The organism is Pseudomonas sp. PA-6-3C (genome assembly GCF_021605825.1).
Taxonomy (GTDB): Bacteria; Pseudomonadota; Gammaproteobacteria; order Pseudomonadales; family Pseudomonadaceae; genus Aquipseudomonas; species Aquipseudomonas edaphica.
Genome location: NZ_WKDV01000003.1, coordinates 33,776 through 57,003 on the forward strand (window position 1 = coordinate 33,776; position 23,228 = coordinate 57,003).

General features: G+C 61.7%; 21 protein-coding genes. 13 read left to right on the forward strand and 8 right to left on the reverse strand.

What is annotated here, in order from left to right; genetic code table 11:
- Positions 1-64 precede the first annotated feature (64 nt).
- The gene (locus tag GIW48_RS03295; RefSeq protein WP_236460099.1) at positions 65-796 is read right to left on the reverse strand and encodes a DUF2076 domain-containing protein; all 732 of its coding nucleotides are present in this window, start codon (positions 794-796) and stop codon (positions 65-67) included.
- A gap of 180 nt (positions 797-976) precedes the next feature.
- On the opposite strand from GIW48_RS03295, the gene GIW48_RS03300 reads away from it, so the two are divergent.
- A complete protein-coding gene (locus GIW48_RS03300; RefSeq protein ID WP_026013864.1) occupies positions 977-1,636 on the forward strand; it encodes a YciC family protein in 660 nt (219 codons plus the stop codon).
- A 41-nt stretch (positions 1,637-1,677) separates the two neighbouring features.
- Positions 1,678-2,766: an endonuclease/exonuclease/phosphatase family protein gene (locus GIW48_RS03305; protein ID WP_017139352.1), complete on the forward strand. Its 1,089-nt coding sequence runs from the start codon at positions 1,678-1,680 to the stop codon at positions 2,764-2,766.
- Between the two features lie 134 nt (positions 2,767-2,900).
- On the opposite strand, the gene hrpB is transcribed toward GIW48_RS03305, so the two are convergent.
- Positions 2,901-5,408: an ATP-dependent helicase HrpB gene (gene hrpB / locus GIW48_RS03310; protein ID WP_017139353.1), complete on the reverse strand. Its 2,508-nt coding sequence runs from the start codon at positions 5,406-5,408 to the stop codon at positions 2,901-2,903.
- 220 nt (positions 5,409-5,628) lie between these two features.
- Here hrpB and GIW48_RS03315 point away from each other — a divergent pair, with 220 nt between their 5' ends.
- Both GIW48_RS03315 and GIW48_RS03320 read left to right on the forward strand, forming a co-directional pair.
- Positions 5,629-6,048: a hypothetical protein gene (locus GIW48_RS03315; RefSeq protein WP_017139354.1), complete on the forward strand. Its 420-nt coding sequence runs from the start codon at positions 5,629-5,631 to the stop codon at positions 6,046-6,048.
- 8 nt (positions 6,049-6,056) lie between these two features.
- Entirely contained in the window at positions 6,057-6,950 is an 894-nt protein-coding gene (locus tag GIW48_RS03320; protein ID WP_169987363.1) for a cation diffusion facilitator family transporter, read from the forward strand.
- On the opposite strand, the gene GIW48_RS03325 is transcribed toward GIW48_RS03320, so the two are convergent.
- Entirely contained in the window at positions 6,947-8,005 is a 1,059-nt protein-coding gene (locus tag GIW48_RS03325) for a DUF6515 family protein (protein WP_169987365.1), read from the reverse strand. The two genes, GIW48_RS03320 and GIW48_RS03325, sit on opposite strands and share 4 nt — an antisense overlap.
- A gap of 443 nt (positions 8,006-8,448) precedes the next feature.
- Here GIW48_RS03325 and GIW48_RS03330 point away from each other — a divergent pair, with 443 nt between their 5' ends.
- Together GIW48_RS03330 and GIW48_RS03335 are read left to right on the forward strand one after the other, a co-directional pair.
- On the forward strand, positions 8,449-8,928 hold the full coding sequence (locus tag GIW48_RS03330) for an Lrp/AsnC family transcriptional regulator (protein ID WP_003176264.1): 480 nt from the start codon (positions 8,449-8,451) through the stop codon (positions 8,926-8,928).
- Positions 8,929-9,130: 202 nt separating this feature from the next.
- A complete protein-coding gene (locus tag GIW48_RS03335) occupies positions 9,131-9,340 on the forward strand; it encodes a DUF2788 domain-containing protein (protein WP_025999909.1) in 210 nt (69 codons plus the stop codon).
- On the opposite strand, the gene GIW48_RS03340 is transcribed toward GIW48_RS03335, so the two are convergent.
- The 4 genes from GIW48_RS03340 to GIW48_RS03355 form a co-directional block, all read right to left on the reverse strand.
- Positions 9,335-9,970 (reverse strand): pseudouridine synthase, encoded by a 636-nt coding sequence (locus tag GIW48_RS03340; protein WP_017139357.1) that lies wholly within the window; start codon positions 9,968-9,970, stop codon positions 9,335-9,337. The genes GIW48_RS03335 and GIW48_RS03340 overlap by 6 nt on opposite strands.
- A gap of 71 nt (positions 9,971-10,041) precedes the next feature.
- Positions 10,042-11,514, reverse strand: coding sequence for an AMP nucleosidase (amn, locus tag GIW48_RS03345; protein WP_169987367.1), 1,473 nt, complete (start codon positions 11,512-11,514; stop codon positions 10,042-10,044).
- 183 nt (positions 11,515-11,697) lie between these two features.
- On the reverse strand, positions 11,698-13,350 hold the full coding sequence (locus GIW48_RS03350) for an acyl-CoA dehydrogenase family protein (RefSeq protein WP_169987369.1): 1,653 nt from the start codon (positions 13,348-13,350) through the stop codon (positions 11,698-11,700).
- Between the two features lie 90 nt (positions 13,351-13,440).
- Entirely contained in the window at positions 13,441-15,819 is a 2,379-nt protein-coding gene (locus GIW48_RS03355; protein ID WP_236460100.1) for a hybrid sensor histidine kinase/response regulator, read from the reverse strand.
- A gap of 276 nt (positions 15,820-16,095) precedes the next feature.
- Here GIW48_RS03355 and GIW48_RS03360 point away from each other — a divergent pair, with 276 nt between their 5' ends.
- From GIW48_RS03360 to GIW48_RS03375, 4 genes are all read left to right on the forward strand, one after another.
- The gene (locus GIW48_RS03360) at positions 16,096-16,893 is read left to right on the forward strand and encodes a hydroxymethylpyrimidine/phosphomethylpyrimidine kinase (RefSeq protein WP_056861986.1); all 798 of its coding nucleotides are present in this window, start codon (positions 16,096-16,098) and stop codon (positions 16,891-16,893) included.
- Between the two features lie 20 nt (positions 16,894-16,913).
- Entirely contained in the window at positions 16,914-17,537 is a 624-nt protein-coding gene (gene thiE / locus GIW48_RS03365) for a thiamine phosphate synthase (RefSeq protein ID WP_017136070.1), read from the forward strand.
- Between the two features lie 17 nt (positions 17,538-17,554).
- The gene (gene hemL / locus GIW48_RS03370; RefSeq protein WP_017136069.1) at positions 17,555-18,838 is read left to right on the forward strand and encodes a glutamate-1-semialdehyde 2,1-aminomutase; all 1,284 of its coding nucleotides are present in this window, start codon (positions 17,555-17,557) and stop codon (positions 18,836-18,838) included.
- A 235-nt stretch (positions 18,839-19,073) separates the two neighbouring features.
- The gene (locus GIW48_RS03375) at positions 19,074-19,628 is read left to right on the forward strand and encodes a tetratricopeptide repeat protein (protein WP_017136068.1); all 555 of its coding nucleotides are present in this window, start codon (positions 19,074-19,076) and stop codon (positions 19,626-19,628) included.
- A 110-nt stretch (positions 19,629-19,738) separates the two neighbouring features.
- On the opposite strand, the gene GIW48_RS03380 is transcribed toward GIW48_RS03375, so the two are convergent.
- Positions 19,739-20,065, reverse strand: a complete 327-nt coding sequence (locus tag GIW48_RS03380; RefSeq protein WP_003194436.1) for a DUF1820 family protein — start codon at positions 20,063-20,065, stop codon at positions 19,739-19,741.
- Positions 20,066-20,196: 131 nt separating this feature from the next.
- Here GIW48_RS03380 and miaB point away from each other — a divergent pair, with 131 nt between their 5' ends.
- From miaB to ybeY, 3 genes are all read left to right on the forward strand, one after another.
- A complete protein-coding gene (gene miaB, locus GIW48_RS03385) occupies positions 20,197-21,525 on the forward strand; it encodes a tRNA (N6-isopentenyl adenosine(37)-C2)-methylthiotransferase MiaB (RefSeq protein WP_099547593.1) in 1,329 nt (442 codons plus the stop codon).
- 229 nt (positions 21,526-21,754) lie between these two features.
- Positions 21,755-22,759, forward strand: coding sequence for a PhoH family protein (locus tag GIW48_RS03390; RefSeq protein WP_017136065.1), 1,005 nt, complete (start codon positions 21,755-21,757; stop codon positions 22,757-22,759).
- Positions 22,752-23,210, forward strand: coding sequence for an rRNA maturation RNase YbeY (ybeY, locus tag GIW48_RS03395; RefSeq protein ID WP_056861975.1), 459 nt, complete (start codon positions 22,752-22,754; stop codon positions 23,208-23,210). The genes GIW48_RS03390 and ybeY overlap by 8 nt, the downstream gene beginning before the upstream one ends.
- The last annotated feature ends 18 nt before the right edge of the window (positions 23,211-23,228 follow it).

A 23,228-nucleotide genomic window follows, 5' to 3' on the forward strand; every position in this document is an offset into this window, starting at 1 on the left:
AGCCATGGGAAAGTTTCAGCGAAAAATCAGCCCGGGGCGACGAAGCGCCCCGGTTGAAGGTGGGTCAGACGAAGGAGTCGTCGTCGCCGAAGGAGGAGGAATCGTCGGAGTAGTCGCTGTCTGCGAAGCTGTCGGATGAGTTGTCATTGCCCCAGTTGCCGTTGTCGCTGGCCGGTGCCGGTTCTTCGCGGATGATTTCTTCCACCACCTGCGGCTGCTGCGAGTTGTGGCTGAACAGGCTGCTGATGCCTTCGGCCAACATCACACCACCGGCCACACCGGCGGCGGTTTTCAACGCGCCACCGAGGAAACCACTGCCGATAGGCGCGGCGGGTGCTTGCTGTGGCTGTTGATAGTTTTGCTGCGGGGCACCGTAGTTCTGTTGCGGTGCAGGCTGGCCGAACGATGGCCGCGCCGGTTCACGCCAGCCGCCGCCGGAAGAAGGCGGTGCGCTCTGTGCAGGCTGCGTGTCACGGGAGGCGCCACCGCCGAAGATACTCGACAGGAAGCCACCACTGCTCGGTGCCGGTTGCGCCGACTGCGCGCGGGCCTGTTGCAGCTCATCCTGCAATTGCTGGATCTGCTGCGCCTGTTGCTTGTTCTGCGCGTCGAGACTCTTGATCGCGTGCTCTTGCACCAGGATCGACTGGGTCATGTAGTACCCGGCGGCCGGTTGGCGAGTCATGTGCTCCTTGATCCGCGCTTCGGCCAGGGCGTCGCGGGGGGCTGAGTCCGTTTCGGCTTGTTGCAACCGTGAAAACAGTCCATCGATCAGGGTTTGCTCTTCGCTGTTCATGGCGACCTCGTTAGATTGCCGGTAGAAATCATGGGCCCGCCTGTGATCAGGTGAGCTACAGCGTAGTTATGGGGGTGTTACCAGACGTTTCAATGGTCTTTACGCAAGGTTTACGTTTGCTTACCTCTCGTCATGATCGGTTAAAGTGTTGGCCTTGCTTTTAGGGCTGTGATGAACCTGATGAATCCGTTAGACGTATTGCGCGACTCCCTCCGTTTCACCCAACGCAACCTGGGCGCCATCGTCCAGCTGTGCCTGCCGTTGGTGATCCTCGAAGCCCTGCTGCAACAGGTGCTCGACCACACACTGGGCCCGGATGCGTTCCCCGGTTACAGCGTGGTCGTCGGGTTGTTGGTGTACCCGCTGTACACCGGCGCCTTGATCCTGTTTCTGGATGCGCGCACCCGTGGTGAGTCGCCCAGCACTAAAGATGTGTGGGCCATGGCCCTGGCCATGTGGCCGCGTTTCGCCCTGCTGACGGCGGTCAGTACCTTGTTGATTCTGCTGGGGCTGTCGCTGTACTTCCTGCCGGGCCTGTGGCTGATGGTGGTGCTGGCGTTTGCCGAGTACCTGCTGGTGTTGCGCGGCATGTCGGCGCTGGAGGCGATGAAGGAAAGTTTCCGCCTGACCCGTGGGCATTTCTGGCGAATCCTGGTGTGCCTGCTGTGCGTAATGACGCCGTTGTGGCTGCTAAAGGGCGCGAGCGTGGCGGTGTACCCCAACCCCGCGCCGCTGCTGGGCTTGTTGATCGACAGCGCCCACAGCTTCCTGCAACTGTTTACCAGCGTGGTACTTTTCCGTTTGTTTATGCTGATCGGTGGCGATGCCGACGCGCGGTGATATGCTCCGTGCCACCTCTGATAACGCTATAAGCCGAGCCAATGACCCGTTTATTGCGCATCACCCTGTTGAGCCTGTTGATCATCGCGGGCCTGCTCGCGGCCCTGATCTATAGCCTGACCTGGCGCCCCGTCGACAAGCAGACCCTGCCCGTCAGCTGCGTGGCGCCACGTGCGCCGACCCTGCTGCCGGGGCAGGCGCTCAAGGTCATGACCTGGAACGTGCAATACCTGGCCGGCAAGAACTATGTGTTCTGGTACGACAGCCCCGACGGCAAAGGCCCGGACGATCGACCCACTGTGGAAGACATGGCCTTCAGCCTGGACGAAGTGGCTCGCGTGATTCGCGACGAACAGCCCGACATCCTGTTGCTGCAGGAACTCGATGAAGGCGCCAAGTCCTCTCACTATCAGGACCAGGTGGCGTTGCTCCAGGAGCGCCTGGTCGACCTTTACCCCTGCAGCGCCCAGGCGTTCGACTGGAAAGCCGACTTTGTGCCCAACCTGCACATCTTCGGCAGCGTCGGCCGCAAGCTCGTCACGCTGAGCCGCTACCAGATCGAACACGCCGAACGCCTGCAATTGCCGGTGTCCCCGGCCAACTTCATCAGCCGCCAGTTCCAGCCTAAACCGGCGTTGCTGCTCACCTACCTGCCGCTGAGCGATGGTGGCCAACTGGCCGTGCTGAATACGCGCTTGGATGGCGATAAGCCTGGGCGTTCCGCCGTGCAGGAGCAGGTAAAAGCCACGGTAAAACTGCTGGACAAGTTCGAAGGCCGTGGCACGCCATGGTTGATTGGCGGGGATTTCAACCTGCTGCCGCTGGGGCAATTCCTGCGCCTGGATGCGGGCAAGCGCGGGCAGTATTCGCCGGACAGTGAGCTGCATTTGTTGTGGGATAAGTACCCGATGATCCCGAGTAACAGCGAATCCAGTGGGATTGACCGGGCGAAGTGGCTGACGCACTTCCCCAATGACCCGAGTGTGGATGGGCCGGATAGGACCTTGGATTATTTGTTCTACAGCCCAAGGATCAAGCGGGTGGAGGCCAAGGTGCGCCAAGACGACACACTGCGCATCTCCAACCACCTGCCAGTGATCGCCCGGTTCCTGCTGCCGGCCGCGCAATAACCCACAATTCCCCTGCGGGAGCTGGTTTTTGTGGGAGCTGGCTTGCCTGCGATAGCATCGCCTCGGTGAAAAGGGACAGACCGAGTCGTCTGTATCGCAGGCAAGCCAGCTCCCACATTGGATCTTCACATCACCTACTTTCGGGGTTTGATCCGGGCAGTGGGTTCGGCCACCAAGGGATCATCCGGCCAATAGTGCTTGGGGTATCTTCCCTTCAAATCCTTCTTCACCTCCGCATACGTACTGCGCCAGAAGTTCGCCAGGTCCTGCGTCACCTGCACCGGCCGGCGTGCCGGGGACAGCAGGTGCAGCTTGACCACCTGGCGCCCACCGGCAATGCGCGGTGTGTCCGCTAGCCCGAACAATTCCTGCAGGCGCACCGCCAGAATCGGCGGCTGTTCGCTGTAGTCCAAGCGCACCGACGAACCCGATGGCACTTTCACATGCTGTGGCGCCAGCTCGTCCAGGCGTTGGGGCAGCGGCCAGGGCAGCAGGTTGTGCAGGAAGCTGGAAATATCCAAATTAGAAAAATGGCTCAGGCGCGAGACTTTGCCCAGGTAAGGCATCAGCCAATGTTCCAAATCGGCCAGCAAGGCTTTGTCGCTGATATCCGGCCATTCGCTGGTTTTACCCGCATCCAGCTGGCGCAGCAGCATGACGCGCGCCTGCCACTGGCGCAGTTCGGGCGTCCACGGCAGCAGCTCCAGGCCTTTGCGGCGCACCAGGTTGACCAGTGCCTGGCTGCGCGCGGACTCATCCAGGCCGGTCAGCGGTTCACGGCTTAGTACCAGCTCACCGACTTTGCGCTGGCGTTCGGCCCGCAATACGCCTTCGCGTTCATCCCAGTCCAGTTGGTCGACGTTGCGCACTTGCTCGGCCAGCACGCTGTCGAACAGCGCCGGGTCAAAATCCGCCGCGAGGTAGATGCGCTCTTCGCGCTGGCCCTGGCGGCTGCCAAGGTCGGCGATCACCAGCCAAGGTTGTTTCATCAGGCTGTCGGCCTCGGCGAACAGCGCGGCGCGGCCATTGGCCAGGCGATATTCGGCGCCACCGGGGCGGCGTTGCTGAGCGACGCGGTCCGGATAAGCCAACGCCAACAAGGCGCCGAGCCAACGCGGGTGGTCAGGGTCGGCCACAGCTTGAGTCGGCTGGCCGCGCAAATAGCCCCGGTACTGACGGGCCAGTTGCTTGGCCCGCTGCACGCCGCCCTGGGTGCCACGCGCGCGTTCTTCGCCCGACATCAATGCCAGGCGGCTGTGCAAATCCGCGCCGCCGCCGCGCAAGATATCGCGCTCCCCCAATAAGGCCGCCACATCACAAGCGGTCGCGGCCAGCCCCAGGTCCTGGCCGCGCAGCAACAAGTGGGCGATACGCGGGTGCGCGGGCAACTCCGCCATTTTCTGGCCATGGGCAGTGAGTGTGTCGTCGTTTAACGCGCCGAGGCGCACCAGCAAATCCTGGGCCTGGGCATATGCGGCGGTCGGCGGCACATCCAGCCACACCAGTTGCGTGGGCGTCACGCCCCAGCGCGCCAGTTGCAAGGCGAGGCCCGCCAGGTCGGCGGCGAGAATTTCCGCGCTGCCATAGGCGGCCAAACCTTCGTGCTGGTCTTCGGACCACAGGCGATAACACACGCCCGGCTCCAGGCGCCCTGCCCGGCCGGCACGCTGGGTGGCACTGGCGCGGGAGATGCGTTGGGTGTCGAGGCGGGTCATGCCGCTGCCGGGGTCGAAACGCGGCACCCGCGCCAGCCCGGCGTCGATCACCACGCGCACGCCATTGATGGTCAGGCTGGTCTCGGCAATGTTGGTGGCCAGCACCACTTTGCGCTTGCCGACCGGCGCCGGGTCGATGGCGGCGCGCTGGGCGTTGAGGTCGAGTTCGCCATGCAGCGGGCACAGCAGCACATCAGGGCGATCACCCAAGGCGTCGGCCAGCTGTTGATTGACCCGGCGAATCTCGGCCTGCCCCGGCAGAAACACCAGAATGCTGCCCGTTTGGTCCTGCACCGCGTCGAGGACGGTCTGCACCACGCGCGGCTCGATAAATTCACCGGCCTGGTACGGCCGCCCCCAGCGCATCTGCACCGGGAACATGCGCCCTTCGCTGCGCAGGATCGGCGCATCGTTCAGCAAGCCGGCCAGGCGCTCGCCTTCGAGGGTGGCGGACATCAGCAGGATTTTCAGCGGTTGCTCGTCGCGAAACAGCTCGCGGCCGTTGAGGCTCAGGGCCAGTGCCAGGTCGGCGTCGAGGCTGCGTTCGTGGAACTCGTCAAAAATCAGCAAACCCACGCCGTCCAGTGCCGGGTCGTCCTGCAGCCGGCGCGTGAGAATGCCTTCGGTGACCACTTCGATGCGGGTGTTGGGGCCGACTTTGCTGTCCAGGCGGATGCGGTAGCCGACGGTTTCACCGACTTTTTCACCCAGCTCACTGGCCAGGCGTTCGGCTGCCGCACGCGCAGCAAGCCGCCGAGGTTCGAGCATCAGGATGGTTTGCCCGGCCAGCCAAGGCTCATTCAATAAAGCCAACGGCACGCGGGTGGTTTTACCGGCACCGGGCGGCGCTTCCAGCACGGCCTCATGGCGATTCGCCAAGGCGTCACGCAGGGCGGGTAAAACATCATCAATCGGCAACGAATTCATACTGGCTCCAAAGCAGAGCGGCGAGTATAACGGCGAACGTTCGTCCTTAATTGGAATGCAGGCAAATGTGGGAGCTGGCTTGCCTGCGATAGCGGTGGGTCAGCCCGCCAATGTGGCACTGATACACCGCTATCGCAGGCAAGCCAGCTCCCACATTAGAGCGGCGTGGCTCGACAGAATTGTCATATAGTTTCGTATCAACCGTGTTCAGGAGCATTTTATGCGTATCGCTTCCCGTGTTATCGGCGGTGTCCTCGCCGTCACCCTGCTGAGCCAACTGACGGCCTGCGGCTCGATTTTCTACCCGGACCGGCGTGGCCAGATCGACGGCAAGATCGACCCGGCCATTGCCGTGCTCGACGCCGTAGGCCTGCTGTTTTATGTAATCCCAGGCCTGATCGCCTTTGGCGTGGACTTCGCCACCGGCGCCATCTACTTCGAACCGGGCAAGACCGCCCAAGTCGCACCCGAGAAGCTGCATGAAGCCATTGGCGCCGACGGCAAAGTCGACAACGCCAAGCTGCAATCCATCATCGAGAAAGAAACCGGCCGCAAGCTGCCGCTGGACGATCCGCGCATGATCCAGTTCAAGGGCAGCGTGCAACAGCTCGCGTCCCTGGGCCTGCAACCCGCCGCTTAAGGATTCGTATGACCAGCAGCCCCGAACACGCCAGGCTCCTGCGCCTGGCCACCCGCGCCTCGGTGGGCGTGGCCTGTGCGCTGATTATCACCAAGGCCATCGCCTGGTGGTTCAGCGGCTCGGTGAGCATGCTCGCCGGGTTGACCGACTCGCTGCTCGATGGCATTACGTCGCTGCTGAACTTGCTGGCGGTGCATTACGCACTGCGCCCGGCCGATGACGATCACCGTTATGGGCATGGCAAGGCCGAATCGCTGTCGGGCATGGCCCAGGCGTTGTTTATCGCCGGCAGTGCAGTGTTGATTGCATTCCAGGCGTACCAGCGCTTGCTGCACCCGGAGCCGGTCGGTGCGCCGTGGCTGAGCATTGGCGTCATCGTTTTTTCGCTGCTGATGACCGTGGCGCTGCTGATGCTGCAACACCGGGTGATCCGCGAAACCGGCTCCAATGCCGTGCGCGCCGACTCACTGCACTATCGCTCCGACTTGATGCTCAACGGCAGCATTCTGGTGGCACTGGTGTTGGCAGGGTTCGGCTTTCATCAGGTGGATGCGTGGTTCGGCCTCGGCATTGCCGCGTATATCCTGTGGAGCGCGATCCAGATCGCCCGCGAGAGCTTTGCCGTGTTGATGGATGAAGAACTGCCGCCGGATGTCAGCCAGCACATGCTGGAATTGGCGCGCAGTGTGCCGGGCGTGCTGGGCGCGCATGATTTGCGCACGCGCATTTCCGGCAGCCACTGGTTTGTGCAGTTGCACCTGGAGTTGCCGGGGGAATTGACCCTGTCAGTGGCCCACGGCATCAGCGACCAGGCCGCCGATGCCATTCACAAGGCTTACCCGCGTGCTGAAGTGCTGGTGCACGCCGACCCGCGGGAAGTGGTGACGGGTAACAAGGCCTAGTACTGCACCTGATAGCCGCGACTGGTCAGGCAGTTGCCCTGGGCCTGGCGGTAGGTTTGCACCACCGTCGGGTCCGGGGCATAAGTGACGGTGCGTGGGTCGAAACCGCTTTGCTGAACTGCCCAGCGATAACAGTCGTAGCCGTCCTGCTGTACCTGGGCCGGTGACTGGCCGTTGGCCGGGTAGGCCACTACGTCATAACCGTTGCCCTGCGGCGCGGGTTGCGGCGCCGGTACTTCGGTAGGCGGCTGCACCACGACGTATTGCTGGGTAGCGTTTTCATAGGTGTAGTAGGAACCCGCCGCGAGGAAGAACAGCGCGCTGCCCACCCACACTTCACGGGCGTAGTCCGGCAGGTATTGCACACGGATCCCGTAGGGCGGCGTCACCACCACATAGCGCGGGCCTTGCGGGCGATACCAGTAGCCGCCGGAGAAGAAGTAATCCTGGCCACGGTAAGGCACACGGTAATTGCGGTCCGGGAAGCGGTCGACGGTGTAACCGGGACGATATTGCGGGCCTGGCCCCCAGCCGTTGCCATGCCCATTGGGGCGACCCGGCCAGCGGTTGTCGTTCGGGTGACCATTATTGAAGCCGCCGCCCGGACGCGGGCCTGGGCCATTGCCGGTCTGCCAGTGCTGGTTGCCATCGTTACGGCGCGGGATGTCCTGATAGTAGCCCTGGCGGGGTTCCTGGGTTTGGCGCACGGTGTCCGGGCGGCCCTGGATCGGCAGGTTGTTCGCAGGCTGCGGTGCCGGCCGCGGTTGCTCGGCATTTTGCGGGCGGCCTTGCCACTGCCCACCGCCGTGCTGCTGTTGCTCGGCGCGATCAACATGCGGGTTCTGTGGGCGCGGCTGGTTGTTTTCCGGACGCGGTTGAGTGTTCTGTGGGCGCGGTTGATTATTTTGCGGTCGCGCCTGTTCATTGCCGCGCCCGCCTTCCGGGCCTCTTTCATGCTGACCACCGCCTTCATAGCGCGGGTCATCGGCCATTACTTGTGTGCCGACGCTCACCATCAGCAAACCTACACCTGCCATACGCCAGATGCGCTTCATGCTATTCCTCACTGCGGATTAGGGCCTGGAATGTCCGGCCTTACTGCATGAGACTGGAAAAGCCTCACCCGGTTCTGAGACAGGTTATCAGTCACGAGAAGTATTTTTTGAGCTAAAAGCGCAGACAAAGAAAAAGGGGCGACCCGTCGGCCGCCCCTTGAGAATTTCGTCCTGGCTCAACGTTTTTGACGTTGGCTCACCTCACGCCGTCTTGTGGACAGTGTGCAGCCTGGAGGCCGGCTCAACCCTGCTGGGGCGGCGGCCGCAGCAGGCCTGATTGGGCCAACTGCAGTGGACTGTTGTCCAGGCGGTGATTCTGTTGATAAAGATACAGGCCAACGTCCGACAGATGATTGCGAAGATTGCGTCAATAAACAGTGCTTGCGCAATTTTTAACCCTTCATAGATAATTCACCGCAATAGTTACGACAAAGGCCAACCCAATGAGCAAGCTTGACCGATACGACCTGAGTATTTTGGCTGAATTGCAGCGCGACGCGAGGATCTCCAACCAGGAGTTGGCCGAACGCATCGGCCTGTCGCCGTCGCCGTGCTCACGCCGGGTCAAGCAGTTGGAAGACGACGGCTACATCTCACGCCAGGTTGCACTGCTCGACCGCAAGATGCTGGGCCTGAGCCTTACAGCCTATGTGCTGATCGGCATGGACCGTCACACGCCGGAGCGTTTCGAGAATTTCGAAGCAGCGATCCGCACCCTGCCGCAAGTGCTGGAATGCAGTTTAGTCACCGGGATGGATGCGGACTATCAGTTGAAAGTGGTGGTGCCGGACATGGACCACTACCAGAAATTGCTGCTGGGGCATTTGACCCGGATTGAAGGCGTAACCAGCGTAAGGTCGAGCTTTGTGCTCAACCAGGTGCTCAACAGCACCGAGCTGCCGTTGACGCACCTGCGTACCTGACCTCAAGCACACTGGTGATCCCCTGTGGGAGCTGGCTTGCCTGCGATAGCGGTGGATCAGTGGCATATCCTTAGCTGACACACCGCTATCGCAGGCAAGCCAGCTCCCACATTGACCGCGTTACGACGCAGGTCAATGTTGTGCCTGAAGCCCTGCTTTATACTTCCCGCCTGCCCTGTCGGAAAAAATCCCCATGAACAACATCGACCCCGCCCTCTTTGAAGAATGGATGATGACCGGCCTGGTCACCATCCTGATCATCTTCATGGGCTTTATCGTCTGGGACCTGGCGAAAAAATCCAAGGCCGGACGCTTTGGGTCGTTCATCCTGTTTTTTGTGCTGGGCCTGGGCGTGGCCGCGTTCATCATCAAGAGCGTGGTGATCGGCCTGATCGAGTCCGGCGCTTTATAAACGCGCCGGCACTGCCTTCCATTGGCCCTGGTCCAGGCCATCAATCGACCAGTCACCAATACGCACGCGCACCAGGCGCAAGGTGGGCAAGCCCACCGCAGCGGTCATGCGCCGCACCTGGCGGTTACGCCCCTCACGAATGACCAGCTCCAGCCAGTGCGTCGGCACGCTTTTGCGAAAGCGCACCGGCGGATTGCGCGGCCACAGTTCGGGCTCGTCCAACTGCCGCGCTTCGGCGGGCAAGGTCATGCCGTCATTAAGCTCTACACCGTCACGCAGGCGTTGCAACTGCTCTTCGGTGGGCTCGCCTTCAACTTGCACCCAGTAGGTTTTCGCCAGCTTGTGCTTGGGGTCGGCAATGCGCGCCTGTAACTGGCCATCGTTGGTCAGCAGCAACAGCCCCTCACTGTCACGGTCCAGGCGACCGGCCGGGTAGATGCCGGGGATATCGATAAAATCCTTGAGGGTCGCGCGCCCGCCTTCGTCGCTGAACTGGGTCAGCACATCGAAGGGCTTGTTGAACAGGATCAACTTCGGCTCGGCCGGTGGCGCCTTGGCGACACGCCGCGTTGCGGAGTACGGGGGTTTCACGCCAGGGCGGCGCGAATCGGGGCGGGCAGGACGGGACATGGCAAAGGAACATCTAACGGTCAGGACCGACAATGCTAGTGGCCTGACCGCTAAATGACCATCCCAACCGCTTAGCGGAACGGCGGCTCGTCGAAACTGCGCAGTTTGCGCGAGTGCAGCGAGTTGAGTTCGGTGCGCAACAAATCCACCGCCTCGATGCCGATTTTCAAGTGCTGGCTGACCGCACGCTCATAAAACGCGTTGGCCGAGCCCGGCAGCTTGATCTCGCTGTGCAGCGGTTTGTCCGACACGCACAGCAAAGTGCCGTACGGAACCCGCAAACGGTAGCCTTGGGCCGCGATGGTGCCGCTTTCCATGTCCACCGCCACAGCGCGGGACAGGTTGATCAGTGGCCGCTCTTGCGCCCAGCGCAGTTCCCAGTTGCGGTCGTCGTAGGTCAGCACGGTGCCGGTGCGCAGGCGTTTTTTCAGCTCTTCGCCTTTTTCGCCGGTGACGTTGGCAGCGGCTTGCTGCAAGGCCATCTGCACTTCGGCCAGGGCCGGGATCGGGATGTTTGGCGGGACTACGCGGTCGAGAATCCCGTCGCGGCGCATATAGGCGTGAGCCAATACGTAGTCGCCGATGGTCTGGGATTGGCGCAGGCCGCCGCAGTGGCCGATCATCAGCCAGCAATGCGGGCGCAGCACGGCCAGGTGGTCGGTGATGTTTTTGGCGTTGGACGGGCCAACGCCGATGTTCACCAGCGTCACACCGTGGCCGTCGGCGGCCTGCAAGTGATAGGCCGGCATCTGGTAGCGATGCCAGACCACGCCTGCGGCAATGGCCGACGCTTCACCGTGGTCCATGCTCTTGTCGATGATCACGTTACCCGGCAGCACCATGCGAATAAACCGCGGGTCGCTGCGCAGTTGCTCCAGGCCATGCAGGATGAACTGGTCAACATAGCGGTGGTAGTTGGTCAGCAGGATCCACGGCTGCACATGGCGCCAGTCGCTGCCGGTGTAGTGCACCAGCCGGCGCAGGGAAAAGTCCACGCGCGCCGCATCGAACAGCGCCAGCGGCAGCGGGTCGGTGTTTTCCCAGTCGTAGAGGCCATCGGCAATGCCGTCGGTGGCGGCAGACAAGTCAGTGCTGGGGAACACACGGGCGAGGGTCGCGGCGGTGACACCGGAGCCAGCCAGTTCATCACCCTGCTCCACCACATACGGGTAGGGAATATTCTGCTGGCTGACGCCGACTTCCACCGTCACGGTGAAGTCGTGCATCAACGGCACCAGTTGCTCCAGCAGGTACTTACGGAACGCCGCCGGATGGGTGACGGTGACGCTGTAGGTTCCCGGCAATTGCACCTTGGCGTATGCGCGGGTGGTCTGTGGGACTTCGCCGTGGCAGTGGTAGGTCAGACGCAGTTCCGGGTAGCGGAACTGCGCACGTTGTTCGGCGTCAGGCTCGACGCGGTCCTTGAGGTATTGCTTGAGGGCTTGGTTAAGCGCGCCAGTGGCACGCTCATGCAGAGCCGCCAGCCGGTCCACGGCTTCTTCAGCGGTTTGAACGACAACAAAAGCTTCGGTCACGGTAAGCATCCTGTGTTCTGACTTGCAGGCCTTTATCTTGCCTGTATCCCGGCCTCACTGAAACACCGGGTTTGGAATGCTTTGAAAGGTGGGAGCTGGCTTGCCTGCGATGGCGGTGTGTCAGTCACTGAATACTTGGCTGGGACACCGCCATCGCAGGCAAGCCAGCTCCCACATTTTGACCGTGTTCAATCAGAGGGATTGTGGAGTTGAACGGGTAACGATCGCCGCCACATCCATCCCGCGCGGCAAAGTGCCATACACGCGGCCGGACGATGCCCCCAGGCGGCTGGCGATAAACCCGTCACTGACCAGCGCATTCCCGGCCTCCAGCAACAGCTTGGCCTGCAACGCCACGGCAATGTCCTCGGTCAACTGCCGCGCGCGGTACTGGATGTCCTGAGTGTCCATAAACGCCGACTTCAATTGCTCGATATGCCGCGCCAGCTGCTTGTCACCATGCCCATCGCCCAGTTCGACAAACAATGCCTCCAGCACGCCCGGTTCTTTGGACAATGCCCGCAGCACGTCCAAGCACTGCACATTGCCGGAACCTTCCCACGTCGAATTCACCGGCGCCTCACGGTAAAGACGCGGCAGGATGCTGTCCTCCACGTACCCGGCGCCGCCCATGCATTCGGCGGCCTCATTGATCATGGCCGGTGCGCGCTTGCAGATCCAATACTTGCCCACCGCCGTCACCAGCCGGGCAAATTTGGCTTCCTGTTCGTTATCCAGATGGTCCAGCGCCCGCCCCATGCGCATGCTCAAGGCCAGGGAGGCTTCGCTCTCCAGCGCCAGGTCGGCCAGCACGTTTTGCATCAACGGTTGTTCACTGAGCACGCGGCCGCCGACTGAGCGATGGGCGCAATGGTGGCTGGCCTGGGTCAACGCCTGGCGCATCAAGGCGCTGGAGCCGACCATGCAGTCGAAACGGGTCATGGCGACCATTTCGATTATGGTCGGCACGCCCCGGCCTTCTTCGCCAACCATCCAGGCCAGGGCGCCACGAAACTCCACTTCGCTGGAGGCGTTGGAGCAATTGCCGAGTTTGTTTTTCAGGCGCTGGATGTAGAACTGGTTGCGTGTGTCATCCGGGCGATGCCTTGGCAGCAGGAAACACGTCAGGCCTTTGTCAGTCTGCGCCAGGGTGAGGAACGCATCGCACATCGGTGCCGAGCAGAACCACTTGTGCCCTACCAGCTCATAGGCTTGGCCGGGGCCGCCGGCGCCCACGGGATAGGCACGGGTGGTGTTGGCGCGCACGTCGGTGCCGCCTTGCTTTTCGGTCATGGCCATGCCGATGGTGGCGCCGGCTTTGTGGGCGATGCCGACGTTGCGTGGGTCGTATTCGGTGTTGAGGATTTTCGGCAACCAGGTCTTCGCCAGGTCCGGTTGCAGGCGCAGGGCCGGGACGCAGGCGAAGGTCATGGTCAACGGGCAACCGCTGCCGGCTTCGGCCTGGCTGTGCAGGTAGGTCATGGCGGCGCGGGCCACATGGGCACCGGGCTGCGGATGCGCCCACGGCAGCGATGGCAGGCCATGCTCGACGGCGGTGCGCATCAGTTCATGATAGGCCGGATGAAATTCCACCAGGTCGATGCGATGGCCGTAGCGGTCATGGCTGTTGAACACCGGCTTGTTCTGATTCGCCAGGAACCCGGCCGCCATCAACGGCCCACCGGCCAGCGCGCCGTACGCATCAATACGCGCCTGCGCCCAGCCGGCGCCAAAGCGGCGCGACCATTCTTGCAGGGGCAGGTCGATACGATAAAGGTTGGTGCCGTCCAGGGACGGCGGCTGGTTGGTGACGTCGTGGGTTTCGGCAAATTGATGCAGGTTCATGACGGGCCTCCTGGAAAATAGGCCACGTGCAGTTGAGGCCTGAATTTCAGTTAAGCACCGTCATCGGGCTTAAAAAAGTGGCATACCCGCCTATTGTTCGGCGCTTTCGCCCTCTAACGGGCACAACAGGTGCCGCTCCAGCACCGTTTGCAACGCCTCGAAACGTACGGGTTTGCTGAGGCGTTCGGTGATGCCGACCCCATGGCAACGCTCTCGATCCGGGGCGTGCAGCGAGGTGCTCAGGGCAATTACCGGCAGCTCGCCGCAGCCGGGTAGCGCACGAATCTGACAGCACAACGAGAAGCCGCCCTCGGGTATATCCAGCAGCACCGCATCAAAGGTTTGGTCCTGAAAAAGCGCCAAGGCGGCCGGGCCGTTATCCACGGTTTTCACCCGATAACCCAGCTTGAGCAACATGCCGCGTACCGCCAATTGGCCGACACTGTTGTCGTCCACCAACAGCACCGTACATTCCTGGGGCGCTCGTTGCGCGTGGGGTTTGTGCGTTGCCGGCTTTGGCTCGGGCGGCACCGGGTTGACGCTCATGTCCAACTGGAAGCGGCTGCCCTTGCGGGGCTCGGAATGATGGGTCAGGCGCCCGCCGAGCAGTTCGATCAACTGCCGACAAATCGCCAGGCCGATGCCCAGGCCGCCGTATTCGCGCGTCATCGAACCGTCGACCTGGAAGAAGCGCTGATACAGCGTGGCCTCATCGAGGAAAGCGAAGCCGATGCCGCTGTCGATCACGATGAAGCTCAGGCGCAGTTCGCCGTCACTGTGCGGCACACCCACCACGCGCAAGCGCACCGCACCTTCGTGGGTGAACTTGAAGGCATTGTCGAGCAGGCAATCCAGGCATTGGGTGAGTTTGCCGGCATCGCCAATCACCCGGTCCGGCAGTTCATCGGCCACGTCGATAGAAAACTCCAGGCCTTTGCTGTGCGCGCTGGCGGTGAATTGCTGGCGCAAGGTGTCGAGCGTGCCGCGCAGGCTGAAGACCTGGGGATGGGCGGTGAGGCGCCCGGCCTGCAATTCGGTAAGGGTGAGAATGCCGTTGACCATGCGCATCATGTCCCGCGCAGAACCGGCGGCGGTTTGCTGGTACTGGGCAAGGTCGTCATCCAGCGGCACGGTCTGCATCAGCTCCAACGAGCCGATCACGCCATTCATTGGGGTACGCAGTTCGTGGGTGAGCGTGGCGAGGAACTCATCTTTGAGGCGGTTACTGCGCGCCAATTGCTGGTTGAGCACTTCAAGCTTCTGGCTGGCGTCGAACAGGATCTGCGCCTGCTGCTCACGCATGCCGTTGATGCGGTCCGCCAGGGCCAGGGACAACAGCGCCACTTCGATGGCCGAGCCGAGCTGGCTGGCGTACATGGTGAGGAACATATTGGGCAGGTAGCCCAGCACCATCAGGGTGTTGACCACCCCGCCCAGCAGGAACGCCGACCAAGCGATGATGAAGTAACGCGCCATGCGCTGGCCGCAATACCAGGCCTTGATGGCGGCCACAAAGATGGTCACGGTAAACACCAGCGCCAAACCTGTGGCCAAACGCAGGGCCACGGCGTAGCTGGTCAGCAGCGCCAGCACCATGACCAACGCGCCAGCCGCTGCCAATGCCAGCAAAACCCGGTCAAGCCAGCGGCTGTGCTGCGCGGTGTGCAGGAAACTGCGCGCGAACAAGCTACCGAACAACGCCGCCGAACCGATCAGGAAAGGTACCGCCGCATTCGCCCACCACGGATTGTTCGGCCAGAAATATTCCACCGCCACGCCGTTGACCGAGAGCTGGTAGAGGCCGAACGAAGCGATATAGAGGATGTAAAAGAGGTAGCTGGTGTCGCGCACGCTCAAGTAGATGAACAGGTTGTAGACCAGCATCCCCAGTAACACGCCGTAGATCGCCCCCAATACATACAGGCGCAGCGGCTGTTGCTCCAGGTAGGCGGTGGCAGACCATAGCGTCAGCGGTGCCTGGATCGAGCCTTGGCTTTGCAGGCGCAGGTACACGGTTTGCTGCTGGTCAGGCACGAAATTGAGCTTGAACAAGTAGTTGGCCTGGCGCACTTCACGGCTGGAAAACGCCAGGGTGCTGCCCGTGCGGGTAGTCAGGCGGTAATTGCCGGTGCTGTCGCGCTGGTACAGGTCCAGTTGGTTAAGCGGCGGGTACGCCAACTCCAGAAACCAGGTGCGCGGGGCGCGAGGGTCAGTGGCGGTGTAATGCAGGTCGACCTTGAGCCAGAACACCGAGCGTGAATAGCCGGCGTTGAGGGTGGCTTTGTCATGGGGTTTGAACTGGGCGGCGAAGGCGGGAGTGCTGACATCGGCGATGGTGAGGGCGTCGGTTGGGTCTTCGAACACTTGCATGACGCGGCCCAGCGGCAGGCTTCGAGTATCCGGGTTGAACTCGATGGCGCTGGCGAGCATCGGCAGCCCGCACAATAAAAAGATCAGCAAATAGCGCATAGAGCCCCAGCGTGGCCTGTCCGGTTATGTCAAAAGTCCCCCATTCCTTTTGAGTAGACGTATACCGGCGATACATTAAGTTGTTTGGATCCACTCTAGCATAGCCGCTAGAGGCCATTGGACACCATTGAAATAATTTTTTGAAAGGCTCTAGAACGGGCATCTCAAGCGCTTTCCGAATAAAAAACCAGCCAAGCCAAACCATAAACATAAGCGGGGAATTCGCCTCTCGCCCAACAGCCACGCCAAAAGCGTTTGGTGGTAAGCTCGCGCACCATGAATATCTACAGCTCTCGCCCCGTTGTCCTCTGTCTCTCCGGCCACGACCCCAGTGGTGGCGCCGGCTTGCAGGCAGATATCGAAGCCCTGCTTGCACAAGGCTGTCATGCGGCCCCGGCCGTCACCGCCTTGACCGTGCAGAACACTGTCAATGTCAGCGATTTTCGCGTGCTCGACCGCGAGTGGGTACTGGCCCAGGCCAATGCCGTGCTGAGCGACTCCGAAGTGGCGGCGGTGAAGCTCGGTATGCTCGGTTCCACCGCGATGGTCGACACCGTGGTCGAACTGCTGCAGGCGCACCCGCACCTGCCGGTGGTCTGCGACCCGGTGCTGCGCGCCGGTGGCGGCGGCAGCCTGGGCAAGGACGAAGTCGGTTATGCCATGCGTGAGCGGCTGTTGCCACTGTCGCTGATCGCTACGCCGAACTTGCCGGAAGCGCGCATCCTCGCCGAATTGCCCGAGGGCACGGCGGACGAATGCGCCGAGAAGCTGCTGCCGTTTGTAAAGCATCTGCTGATCACCGGCGGCCACGGCGACGAGCATGAAGTGCACAACCGCCTGTACAGCCGCGACGGCACGCGCCAGACCTTTACCTGCCAGCGCCTGCCCGGCAGCTATCACGGCTCGGGTTGCACGCTTGCCAGCGCCTTGGCCGGCCGGATCGCCCAGGGCGAAGGCTTGGCCAGCGCGGTGCAATCGGCGCTCAACTACACTTGGCGCACCCTGCGTGACGCCGAACAACTCGGCCAGGGCCAGTTCGTGCCGCGCCGTCTGCCGCTGGATTTCTGCTCTTAACCGCACAAGAGGCCTGCTCGATGAAACTACGTGGCCTTTACGCCATTACCGACAGCCAACTGTTGGCCGGCAAATTCCTCGCCTACGTCGAAGCAGCACTGGACGGTGGCGTAACCCTGTTGCAGTACCGCGACAAAAGCAGCGACGAAGCCCGGCGCCTGCGTGAGGCCGAGAAACTGCGCGAGCTGTGCTCACGCTACAAGACCCAGTTGATCATCAACGATGACGCCGAATTGGCCGCGCGCCTGGGCGTCGGTGTACACCTGGGCCAAACCGACGGCCCACTGACCCCGGCCCGTGCACTGCTCGGCTCCAAAGCCATCATCGGCGCCACCTGCCACAGCCAGATCGAACTGGCCGAGCAGGCCGCCAAGGAAGGCGCGAGCTACGTCGCCTTCGGCCGCTTTTTCAATTCCAACACCAAGCCCGGCGCGCCGGCCGCAACGCTCGACATGCTGGCCCAGGCCCGCACGCGTCTGCAGTTGCCGATCTGCGTGATCGGTGGCGTCACCTTGGAGAACGCCGCCCCCCTGGTGGCCCACGGTGCCGACCTGCTCGCCGTGGTACACGGCCTGTTCGGTGCCGACAGCACCCAGGAAGTCACGCGCCGCGCCCGCGCCTTCAACGACCTTCTTAAAGTTTAAGTGTAGAGAGCCCGATCATGTCCCGTTCCGAAACCCTGTTTGCCAATGCCCAGAAACACATCCCCGGCGGTGTGAACTCCCCCGTGCGTGCGTTCAAGAGCGTCGGCGGCACACCGTTGTTCTTCAAGCATGCCGAAGGCGCCTACGTCACCGACGAAGATGACAAGCGCTACGTTGACTACGTAGGTTCCTGGGGGCCGATGATCCTCGGCCACAGCCACCCGGACGTGCTCGACGCGGTGCGTCAGCAGTTGCAACACGGCCTGTCCTATGGCGCGCCGACCGCCATGGAAACCGAGATGGCGGACCTGGTGTGCTCAATCGTGCCATCGATGGAAATGGTGCGCATGGTCAGCTCCGGCACCGAAGCCACCATGAGCGCAATCCGCCTGGCCCGTGGTTTCACCGGCCGCGACAGCATCATCAAGTTCGAAGGCTGCTACCACGGCCACTCCGACAGCCTGCTGGTAAAAGCCGGCTCCGGCCTGCTGACCCAAGGCGTGCCAAGCTCGGCGGGTGTGCCGGCCGCGTTTGCCAAACACACCCTGACCCTGCCGTTCAACGACATCGCTGCCGTTGAGCAGATGCTCAGCGAAGTCGGCCAGGACGTGGCGTGCATCATCGTCGAGCCGGTAGCCGGCAACATGAACTGCGTGCCACCGGCACCGGGTTTTCTGGAAGGTTTGCGCGAGCAGTGCGACAAGCACGGCGTGGTGCTGATTTTCGACGAAGTGATGACCGGCTTCCGCGTAGCCCTCGGCGGCGCCCAGGCTTACTACGGCGTCACGCCGGACCTGAGCACCTTCGGCAAGATCATCGGTGGCGGCATGCCCGTGGGCTGCTTCGGCGGCAAGCGCGAAATCATGCAGCACATCGCGCCGCTTGGCCCGGTGTATCAGGCGGGCACCTTGTCAGGTAACCCATTGGCCATGGCGGCCGGCCTGACCACCCTGCGCCTGATCAGCCGCCCGGGTTTCCACGCCGAGCTGACCGACTACACCACACGCCTGCTCGATGGCCTGCAACAGCGCGCCGATGCGGCGGGTATCCCGTTCGTGACCACACAAGCAGGTGGCATGTTCGGCCTGTATTTCAGCGGCGCCGACGATATCGTTACCTTTGATGACGTGATGGGCAGCGATGCCGACCTGTTCAAGCGCTTCTTCCACTTGATGCTCGAAGGCGGCGTTTACCTGGCACCGAGCGCTTTCGAAGCCGGGTTCACCTCGATCGCCCATGGCGAAGCGGAGTTGAAACTGACCCTGGATGCTGCCGAGCGCGCTTTCGCAGCCCTGAAGTAAGCCCTGATTAAGGGACACACACATCTGACGTTGCCCCTCGCAGCGTCAGATTTGCTACTTTGCTTACAGAGATTTCCTGCATTTTTCGAGAAATCACCTGCAATCCGGCAGATAACTTGCCTACGCAGCAGAAAAACGAGTAAAGACTTTGTAAGCAGGGGCCTGCTTATTTCATAATGCGCGCTTATTGGACCCCCGAGGGTCCGCGTGCCCCGTCAGAGGTAAGTCGATTCCCATGAAACGCACCGGCCGCACCCTGGTTCTGGGCTGCCTGTTGCTCCTTCAGCCGCTGCTGGCACATGCCCAGGCAGGCGGCAACTCGTTGTTAATCCCAGCGATGGGTCGTTGCACCCTCAATACCCAGCCAGACAGCCAGGCCGAAGCCCTGAGCGCGTGCCAGAAACAGGCCGACGGTGGGGATGCGCAGGCGCAATACGAGTTGGGCGAGTACTTCCACGACGACAAAAACCCGGCCCGCGACCTCAACAAAGCCCTGAGCTACTTCGAAAAGGCTTCGTTGCAGGGCCACGCCCAGGCGCAATTCCAACTGGGTAACATGTTCTTCAAAGGCGAAGGTGTGCCGGCCAATAACGTCCAGGCCTACATCGTGCTGAAAATGGCAGCGGTCAACGGTGCCGAAGACGCGCTGGACACGGCCGACGAAGTCGCCGAGCACATGCAGCGTGATGAACTGGAAGTGGCCACCCAGGTGCTGGGCCAGATCTTCCGCAATTACTTGCAGGAATTGCAGAGTGCCGACGGGCGTTCGCCCTTTTCGCCCCTGCCCTGATTTCAGCTAAGCCCCCCTACCGCTATCGCAGGCAAGCCAGCTCCCACAAGGAAATGCATTCCAAATGTGGGAGCTGGCTTGCCTGCGATAGCTTGACTCGGTCTAACGCCTTACTTCTCAGGCATCGGCATCGGAAACGGCATCACATTGCTGGTGCCACGCGCTTCGCTGATCTTCGGCGTGCCCAGGCGCTCGACTTCATCGATGCGCACAATCGAATGCATCGGCACAAAGCTGCGCACCACGCCTTCAAACTGCGCCTTGAGTTTTTCTTCGCCCGGGTCGACGACCAATTGGGTGCGCTCGCCAAAGACGAACTCTTCCACTTCCAGGAAGCCCCACAGATCACTTTGATAGATCTGCTTGGCGTACATTTCGAACACCTGGCCCTGGTTGAGGAAAATCACCTTGTAGATTGGAGCTTCACGTTTGGTCATGGTGGGCGAACAACACATCGGGGATATAAAAGAGGGCGCGAACTATAGCATGGCACCCGATGCACAGCGCTAGGAACCAATGGGCATGCCCCCTATAATGCGCGGTTCTTTACCACCAGTTGACGATTCCCATGGCCAAGAAGCTTTACATCGAAACCCACGGTTGCCAGATGAACGAGTACGACAGCTCGCGCATGGTCGATCTGCTGGGCGAACACCAGGCCCTGGAAGTCACCGCCCGCGCCGAAGATGCCGACGTCATCCTGCTCAATACCTGCTCGATCCGCGAGCGTGCCCAGGACCGTGTGTACTCCCAGCTGGGCCGCTGGCGTGAATTGAAACTGGCCAACCCGGAGATGGTGATCGCCGTCGGCGGCTGCGTGGCCAGCCAGGAAGGCGCCGCGATCCGCGACCGCGCCCCCTATGTCGACGTGGTTTTCGGCCCGCAAACCCTGCACCGCCTGCCGGAAATGATCGACGCCGCACGCATCACCAAGCTGCCGCAGGTGGACGTGTCGTTCCCCGAAATCGAAAAATTCGACCATTTGCCCGAACCGCGCATCGACGGGCCGAGTGCCTATGTGTCGGTCATGGAAGGCTGCAGCAAGTACTGCACCTTCTGCGTGGTGCCCTACACCCGTGGCGAAGAAGTCAGCCGGCCGTTTGACGACGTGCTGTCGGAAATTATCCACTTGGCCGAAAACGGCGTGCGCGAAGTGACCTTGCTGGGCCAGAACGTCAACGGCTATCGCGGCCAGACCCACGACGGGCGCCTGGCCGACCTCGCGGAGTTGATCCGCGTGGTGGCAGCGGTGGACGGCATCGAGCGTATTCGCTACACCACCTCGCACCCGCTGGAGTTCTCCGACAGCCTGATCCAGGCACACGCCGAGGTGCCGGAGCTGGTCAAGCACCTGCATTTGCCGGTGCAGTCGGGTTCGGACCGCATTCTGGCGGCCATGAAGCGCAACCACACCGCCCTGGAGTACAAATCCAAGCTGCGTAAATTGCGCGCCGCCGTGCCGGGCATCTGCATCAGTTCGGACTTCATCGTCGGCTTCCCTGGCGAGACCGAGAAAGATTTCGAGCAGACCATGAAGCTGATCGAAGACGTCGGCTTCGACTTCTCGTATTCGTTCGTCTACAGCCAGCGTCCAGGCACGCCGGCAGCGGACTTGGCGGATGACACGCCGGAATCGCTGAAAAAAGAGCGCTTGAACGCGCTACAACATCGCCTGAACCAGCAAGGTTTCGAGATCAGCCGACAAATGGTCGGTTCGATCCAGCGCATTCTGGTCACCGACTACTCGAAAAAAGACCCGGGCGAATTGCAAGGGCGTACCGAGAACAACCGGATCGTCAACTTCCGCTGCGACAACCCGACTCTGATCGGCCAGTTTGCCGATGTGCACATCGATGCGGCGCAACCGCACTCGCTGCGTGGGTCGCTGATCAACTGATTGCTCTGACCTGATGAAGATCAAAATGTGGGAGCTGGCTTGCCTGCGATAGCGGTGGGCCAGTTAACACAATTGGCACTGATACACCGCAATCGCAGGCAAGCCAGCTCCCACAGTGGATCTTCATGGTTCTTGAGATTGAGCCAGCCTATATAAGTGCTTTCGCACGCCGAGCGCTGGCGTTATCCTCTCTTTCACCTAAACAGCCAAAGGGCGGCTAAAAGCAACCTTGAACGCACCCATAGCAGAACCCCATCGTTTTCTCCTCGAGCCGTTTGAGGCTCGCCGTTTCGCCAACCTGTGCGGACAGTTCGACGAGCACCTGCGCCTGATCGAACAACGCCTGAGCATCGAGATCCGCAACCGCGGCAATCAGTTCGAGCTTATTGGTGAACCCCAGCACACCACGTCTGCAGAAAACCTGCTGCGCCGCCTCTACCGTGAAACCAAGGGTAGCGAGCTGTCGCCGGAGACCGTGCACCTGTACCTGCAGGAATCCGCCGTGGAAGACTTGGCCAACAACCCGGTGGCCGAAGCCAGCGTGGCCCTGCGCACCAAAAAAGGCATGATTCGCCCTCGCGGCTTGAATCAGCAGCGCTACGTCAAGGAAATCCTCGGTAACGATATCAACTTCGGCATCGGCCCCGCCGGTACCGGCAAGACCTACCTGGCCGTGGCCTGCGCGGTCGACGCCCTGGAGCGCGAGCAGGTGCGACGCATCCTGCTGGTACGCCCGGCGGTCGAGGCCGGCGAGAAGCTTGGCTTCCTGCCCGGCGACCTGGCCCAGAAGATCGACCCGTACCTGCGCCCGCTCTACGACGCGCTGTACGAGATGCTCGGCTTTGAATACGTGGCCAAGTTGATCGAGCGCCAAGTGATCGAGATCGCCCCGCTGGCCTACATGCGTGGTCGCACCTTGAACAACAGCTTCATCATCCTCGACGAGAGCCAGAACACCACCGTCGAGCAGATGAAAATGTTCCTCACCCGTATCGGTTTCGGCTCCACCGCCGTGATCACCGGCGACGTCACCCAGGTCGACCTGCCCAAGGGCACCAAGTCCGGCCTGGCCCAGGTGATCGACGTGCTCAAGGACGTGCCAGGCATCAGCTTCACGCATTTCATGCCCAAAGACGTGGTTCGCCACCCGTTGGTGCAGCGCATTGTCGAAGCCTACGAGCGCTTTGAGCACCGCGATGACGCGCCCGCCAAAGACGTGCGCCGCGATGCTTGAGCTAGACCTGCAACTGGCCACCGAAGCGCCCGCCCCCAGCGAAGCGCAGTTCCGTCAATGGTGCGCCCTGGCCCTGCGCCAGCGCACCGCCGACTCGGAACTGACCATCCGCCTGGTGGACGAGCCCGAAGGCCGTGAACTGAATCACACCTGGCGCCAAAAGGATTACGCGACCAACGTGCTGTCCTTTCCCGCCGACGTGCCGGATGAGTTACTGGATATCCCGTTACTGGGCGACCTGGTGATCTGCGTCGAAGTGGTGGAGCGCGAGGCGAAGGAACAAGGCAAGGAACTTGAGGCCCACTGGGCCCATCTAGTCATCCACGGCTGCTTGCATCTCTTGGGTTACGACCATATAGACGATGACGAAGCCTGCGAAATGGAAACACTGGAACAAACGTTGCTTGCTGAACTGGGTCACCCTGATCCGTATGCAGACGACGAAAACTGAAACTACACATAACTGACA

Bases quoted from the DNA above. Each gene is read 5' to 3' on its own strand.
- GIW48_RS03320 (WP_169987363.1), top strand. From the start codon at position 6,057: ATGACCAGCAGCCCCGAACACGCCAGGCTCCTGCGCCTGGCCACCCGC.
- thiE (WP_017136070.1), top strand. From the start codon at position 16,914: ATGAAACTACGTGGCCTTTACGCCATTACCGACAGCCAACTGTTGGCC.
- GIW48_RS03360 (WP_056861986.1), top strand. From the start codon at position 16,096: ATGAATATCTACAGCTCTCGCCCCGTTGTCCTCTGTCTCTCCGGCCAC.
- hemL (WP_017136069.1), top strand. From the start codon at position 17,555: ATGTCCCGTTCCGAAACCCTGTTTGCCAATGCCCAGAAACACATCCCC.
- GIW48_RS03380 (WP_003194436.1), bottom strand. From the start codon at position 20,065: ATGACCAAACGTGAAGCTCCAATCTACAAGGTGATTTTCCTCAACCAG.
- GIW48_RS03330 (WP_003176264.1), top strand. From the start codon at position 8,449: ATGAGCAAGCTTGACCGATACGACCTGAGTATTTTGGCTGAATTGCAG.
- amn (WP_169987367.1), bottom strand. From the start codon at position 11,514: ATGCTTACCGTGACCGAAGCTTTTGTTGTCGTTCAAACCGCTGAAGAA.
- GIW48_RS03295 (WP_236460099.1), bottom strand. From the start codon at position 796: ATGAACAGCGAAGAGCAAACCCTGATCGATGGACTGTTTTCACGGTTG.
- miaB (WP_099547593.1), top strand. From the start codon at position 20,197: ATGGCCAAGAAGCTTTACATCGAAACCCACGGTTGCCAGATGAACGAG.
- GIW48_RS03340 (WP_017139357.1), bottom strand. From the start codon at position 9,970: ATGTCCCGTCCTGCCCGCCCCGATTCGCGCCGCCCTGGCGTGAAACCC.
- GIW48_RS03375 (WP_017136068.1), top strand. From the start codon at position 19,074: ATGAAACGCACCGGCCGCACCCTGGTTCTGGGCTGCCTGTTGCTCCTT.
- hrpB (WP_017139353.1), bottom strand. From the start codon at position 5,408: ATGAATTCGTTGCCGATTGATGATGTTTTACCCGCCCTGCGTGACGCC.
- GIW48_RS03350 (WP_169987369.1), bottom strand. From the start codon at position 13,350: ATGAACCTGCATCAATTTGCCGAAACCCACGACGTCACCAACCAGCCG.
- GIW48_RS03355 (WP_236460100.1), bottom strand. From the start codon at position 15,819: ATGCGCTATTTGCTGATCTTTTTATTGTGCGGGCTGCCGATGCTCGCC.
- GIW48_RS03300 (WP_026013864.1), top strand. From the start codon at position 977: ATGAATCCGTTAGACGTATTGCGCGACTCCCTCCGTTTCACCCAACGC.
- GIW48_RS03325 (WP_169987365.1), bottom strand. From the start codon at position 8,005: ATGAAGCGCATCTGGCGTATGGCAGGTGTAGGTTTGCTGATGGTGAGC.
- GIW48_RS03305 (WP_017139352.1), top strand. From the start codon at position 1,678: ATGACCCGTTTATTGCGCATCACCCTGTTGAGCCTGTTGATCATCGCG.
- ybeY (WP_056861975.1), top strand. From the start codon at position 22,752: ATGCTTGAGCTAGACCTGCAACTGGCCACCGAAGCGCCCGCCCCCAGC.
- GIW48_RS03315 (WP_017139354.1), top strand. From the start codon at position 5,629: ATGCGTATCGCTTCCCGTGTTATCGGCGGTGTCCTCGCCGTCACCCTG.